Source organism: Rhodococcus chondri, from assembly GCF_036327435.1.
Classification (GTDB): Bacteria; Actinomycetota; Actinomycetes; order Mycobacteriales; family Mycobacteriaceae; genus Rhodococcus; species Rhodococcus chondri.
This window is the reverse complement of sequence record NZ_JAUZMZ010000256.1, coordinates 1-4,868: the sequence shown is the minus strand read 5'-3', so window position 1 is coordinate 4,868 and position 4,868 is coordinate 1. Positions and strand designations below refer to the sequence as shown.

The window sequence follows — 4,868 nt, the reverse complement described above, 5'->3', positions numbered from 1 at the left end:
TGCTCTTTCGTCGAGTCGAGTTGGTAGCTCTCTCGAAGAATCACGCGGTGACCGTCTTTCGTCCGGTTACGACACGCCGGTCAGCTCATTGAGCTCCGGCTTCTACACCACTCTGATGGACGCAACCATCCGGTGCGAGGTCGCCGCCCCGTCCAAGCTGCAGAAACCGTCGGGAGATCGGGTCAAGACCGACGCCCGCGACGCTGTGCACCTGGCCCGGTTGCTGCGCCTGGACGAGATCACCTCGGTGGCCATTCCCAGCGTCGATCAGGAAGCGGCCCGGGATCTGGTGCGGGTCCGGGAGGACTGCCGCGGGGACCTGATGCGCGCCCGTCACCGCCTGTCGAAACTGTTGCTGCGCTACGGCATCGTCTACTACGGCGGCACCGCCTGGACCGGCGCGCACGACCGGTGGTTGCGCACCGAAGCCGCGCCACAGTTGACCTTGCCGGCGACGCGGATGGCGTTCGACGCCGACTACGAGCATGTGCTTACGCTGCAGGCCCGGCGCCGGCGCCTCGATACGGCGATCGAGGAGATGGCCGCGGCGAGTGAGTTCACCCCGATCGTCCGCAGGATGTGCTGCCTGCGTGGGGTGAGCACCTTGACCGGGTTCGGCTTGGCGGTGGAGATCGGTGACTGGACTCGGTTCACCGGCAACACCATCGGCTCGTTCGTCGGTTTGGTGCCCTCGGAGCATTCCTCCGGTTCGTCGCGAGCGCAGGGATCGATCACCAAAACCGGCAACACCCACGCCCGACGACTTCTGGTGGAAGCGGCCTGGCACCACCGAGCACGGTATTGCGTCGGTGCGGGGATTCGGGCCCGTTGGGATCTGGCGCCGGCTGCGGCTCGTGCACGAGGCGATGAGGGTAACCGTCGCCTGCATCAGCGGTGGGTCGGGTTTCTCGAACGCCGCAAACGACCCGTCATAGCGAACGTGGCGATTGCGCGTGAGCTGGCGGGCTGGTGCTGGTCATTGGCGGTGATGGACTGCTGAGGGAATTTCCTGATCTGCTTCGCCGGACGAGAACCGGTGGTGACAGCGCGTGGATCGACCCGCGACACACCTATGAGCAGGCCCACCCTGGCCGACGCTCGATCCTAGACACGCGGATGCGATCCAGCCGAAATCCCGTCCTGCGGTAACCAACCCGCGTATATCAGTCTGACCGCGCGTCGCTTATCGACACGCTCCCCACCCAGGCTTGGCGGCGAAGCGAAGAGGCGCCTTCGGGGTCGCTCCCCGGAGGCGCCTCACCTTGCCCTCTTGACAAAGTTCTCTACATATCAGTTGTACGTCATAAAGACCACAACCTGCCACTAGACAAATGCCTAGCCATGGATCCCGGTTCGTCGCCTGCTAGGCTCACGAGCAGTGATCAACTCCATGTGTCTTTGATTCGCACCGCTCCCCGCCGGCGCGTACCGCGCCGGTACGGGGTGGTGATTCCGTGCGTCCACAGCGGGAACCCCGCCGGGTTCCCTGCCAGGCGTCCTGCATCGGAATCGACACTCGGAGTACCGCGATCATGCCTTCGTCACGCCAATCCCGCTCGACCCTGCCGCACGACATTCGGCGCACTGCTCTGCGCGCCGACTGCGCGAGCTGTTTCGCGCTGTGCTGTACTGCCTTCGGGTTTTCCCGCTCGGTCGACTTCGCCGAGGACAAGTCTGCCGGCGCACCGTGCCGGCACCTCGGGCCCGATTTCTCCTGCTCCATCCACGCGAGACTGCAGGCCCGGGGATTCCGCGGCTGTACGGTCTTCGACTGCTTCGGTGCGGGGCAGGTCGTGTCGCAGCGCCTGTTCGCCGGCAGCGGCCCGTGCGAACGTCCGGAGACACAGCGAGACATGCTCGCGGCGTTCGCCCTTGTCAGACAGCTGCACGAAATGCTGTGGCATCTCGTCGAATCGGCAGAGCGAACCTACGATCCGGATGCCGCACAACACGCCTGCGAACTTGTGTCGACGATCCACGACGCTACCTGCGGGAGCCTGAGTGCTCTGTTCGCGATCGATCCGGAAGCACTGCATTCCGAAGTACGCACACTGCTCGTGGATATCAGCGCGGAGGTTCGAGCAGGGCATTTCGCTGCAGCCGACCCGCCGGATCCCGCTCTGCGTTCCGGCGCCGATCTTGCAGGCGCGAACCTGCGAGGACGCCGACTGTGCGGTGCGGATCTTCGCGGCGCCTGCCTGATTGCCGCCGATCTCAGGGGAAGCGACCTGACAGCGGTCGATCTGCTCGGAGCGGATCTACGCGACGCCAGGCTGGACGGCGCCGACCTCTGCGGCGCGTTGTACCTCACATGGCCTCAGATCGCCGCCGCCCGGATCAGCGCCGAAACACGCCTGCCCGCGCACTTTTCGGCCGCCTACATGTCCAATCCGAGGTCGAGCACCGTCACCGAATGAGTCAGCGCACCGACCGCAAGGTAGTCGACACCGGTGCGAGCGTATTCGGCGGCCACGTCGAGTGTGAGGCCGCCGGACGATTCGAGCCGGGTCCGGGGCGCGTGGGTGTTGCGGCGCTGCACCGCAATCTGCGTCTGCCACAGTGGGAAGTTGTCGAGCAGGATCAGCTCGGCGTTCTCGGCGAGCACCTCGTCGAACTGTTCGAGGCTGTCGACCTCGACCTCGCATGCGATACCCGGCGCGTGGTCCCGCACCGCACGCAGCGCCGCGACGATCGATCCGGCCGCGGCCACGTGGTTGTCCTTGATCAGCGCTTCGTCGCCGAGCCCCATGCGGTGGTTGACGCCCCCACCGACCCGAACCGCGTACTTCTGCAATGCCCGCAGGCCGGGCAGAGTCTTGCGACTGTCGCGGATCTTCGCCTCGGTGCCGGCGACCGCGTCGACCCAGTGCGAGGTCGCAGTGGCGATACCCGACAGGTGACACAGCAGGTTGAGCATTGTGCGTTCGGCGGTGAGCAGGCCTCGGGTCGGGGCTTCCACGGTGAGCACCGGCTCCCCCGGTACGACGCGGTGGCCGTCCTCGACCCGGGAGAGCACCCGGTAGTGGTCGGCGCCGATCACTTCGTCGAGGACAAGGGTGCCGACATCGAGACCGGCGACGGTACCGGCCTGCCGCGACACCACCGCCGCCGTGGCCACCGCGTCCGCGGGAACCGTGGCGTCGGTCGTGACATCCGGTCCGTACCGCAGATCTTCGTCGAGCGCGCGCCTCACCAGGGCGCGTGTCTCGTCGAAATCGAGTTCGGCGGGCAGCGCGGTGGCCATGTCAGTGTGCTCCTGTCAGTTGGGGGCCGAAAGTGTGCGAAGCGAGGGGGTGCGGCGGCAGAACGGACAGGACCCCGTCCCCGTCCAGGCCGAGCGTGATGCTGGAAGCCTGCGCGGGGTCACTCTCGGGGACGTCACGACGAGTGTGACAACCTCGCGACTCGGTGCGGCGCTGCGCGGCCGTGACGAGCGCGCGGGCCGTGACGGTGAGCGCAGCGTCCTCGATGTCGGTCTCGGTCGCGCACAGCTGCATGTCTGCGACGGACAGTGCGGCGTCTGCGGCGGCGAGACCGTCCGCGTCGCGGACTACCAGGGCGTGGCGGGTCATCACCTGCTGCACCGTGGCCCGCCCGAGCCGTGGGCGGACCGGCACAGCCGCGTCGAGGGCCTCGACCCGCAGTGCGCCCCGTTCCGTGGCCGCGGCGATGCCTGCGCGTTCGCCGACGACCAAACCTTCGAGGAGGCTGTTGGATGCGAGTCTGTTCGCACCGTGCAGCCCGGTGCGGGCCACCTCCCCCGCCGCATACAGACCGGGGACCGCGGTGCGGCCGTGCACGTCGGTGACGACGCCTCCGCACGCATAATGCGCGGCGGGCGCGACGGGAAGCAGGTCGGCGGCAGGATCGAGACCGGCCTCGACGCAGGACGCCGTGATGGTGGGGAACCGCTCGGCGAAGTTCTCGATACGCCGGGCATCGAGATAGACGTGGTCCTCCCCGAGAAGTGCGAGGCGTTCGGCGATCGCGCGCGAGACCACGTCGCGGGGCGCGAGGTCGCCGAGGGGATGCACACCCTCGGTGATCGACTCACCACGTGAATCGCGCAGCGTGGCGCCTTCACCGCGCACGGCCTCACTGATGAGCGGGCGGCGTCCCACGCTCCCGGACGCGAAGAGCACGGTGGGATGGAACTGTACGAACTCGAGGTCGGCGACGGTCGCACCGGCATGCAGAGCGAGGGCGATTCCGTCTGCGGTGGCCCCGGACGGATTCGTGCTGCACGCGTACAACTGGCCGAGTCCGCCGGTGGCGAGGAGAACGGCCGGGGTGTGGATCACGCCGAGGCCGCGGCCGTCGAGGACGAGCAGACCGGTGACACCGCGACGGTCGGTGAGGATCCGGACAGCGGTCGCCCCGAACAACACGGGCAGACCCGCGGCGCCCAGTGCCCGCTGCACCTCTGCCCCCGTGGCATCGCCGCCGGCGTGAATGATGCGGCGAGTCGAGTGTCCGCCTTCTCTGGTGCGCGCGACGGTGCCGTCACGACCACGGTCGAACACTGCGCCGAGGTCGGTCAGTGCGGCGATCGCGGCAGGACCGGCCGTGACGATCGAATGGACCACCGGTTCGTCGCACAGGCCACCACCGGCGGCGACCGTATCGGCAACGTGGGAGGTGACGCTGTCGCCGTCGGGTGCGACCACCGCGATCCCACCCTGCGCGTATTGGGTGGCGGTGTCGGTGGGCCCGCCCTTGCTCACCGTCAGTACCCGCAACCCTCGGAGGGACGCGGCGCGGGCAGCGGTGAGTCCTGCGACGCCACCGCCGACCACCACCAGCTCGGCGTGCGCCTCCCAGCTCACGCCGACGGCGGAGGGTGTCACTCGCCGCTACCGGGATTGCCG

General features: G+C 68.1%; 4 protein-coding genes. 2 read left to right on the top strand and 2 right to left on the bottom strand.

Annotated features, from left to right (window positions below; all coding sequences use genetic code 11):
- Both Q8814_RS24445 and Q8814_RS24440 read left to right on the top strand, forming a co-directional pair.
- A partial coding sequence (locus Q8814_RS24445) for an IS110 family RNA-guided transposase (protein WP_330154558.1) occupies positions 1-1,000 on the top strand: 1,000 nt, incomplete at its 5' end.
- A 532-nt stretch (positions 1,001-1,532) separates the two neighbouring features.
- Positions 1,533-2,417, top strand: a complete 885-nt coding sequence (locus Q8814_RS24440) for a pentapeptide repeat-containing protein (protein WP_330154557.1) — start codon at positions 1,533-1,535, stop codon at positions 2,415-2,417.
- Here the strand turns inward: Q8814_RS24440 and nadC are convergent.
- Complete coding sequence (gene nadC / locus Q8814_RS24435; RefSeq protein ID WP_330154556.1) at positions 2,378-3,244, bottom strand: carboxylating nicotinate-nucleotide diphosphorylase; 867 nt, start codon at positions 3,242-3,244, stop codon at positions 2,378-2,380. The two genes, Q8814_RS24440 and nadC, sit on opposite strands and share 40 nt — an antisense overlap.
- A gap of 1 nt (position 3,245) precedes the next feature.
- Positions 3,246-4,847: an L-aspartate oxidase gene (locus Q8814_RS24430; protein ID WP_330154555.1), complete on the bottom strand. Its 1,602-nt coding sequence runs from the start codon at positions 4,845-4,847 to the stop codon at positions 3,246-3,248.
- Positions 4,848-4,868 lie beyond the last annotated feature (21 nt).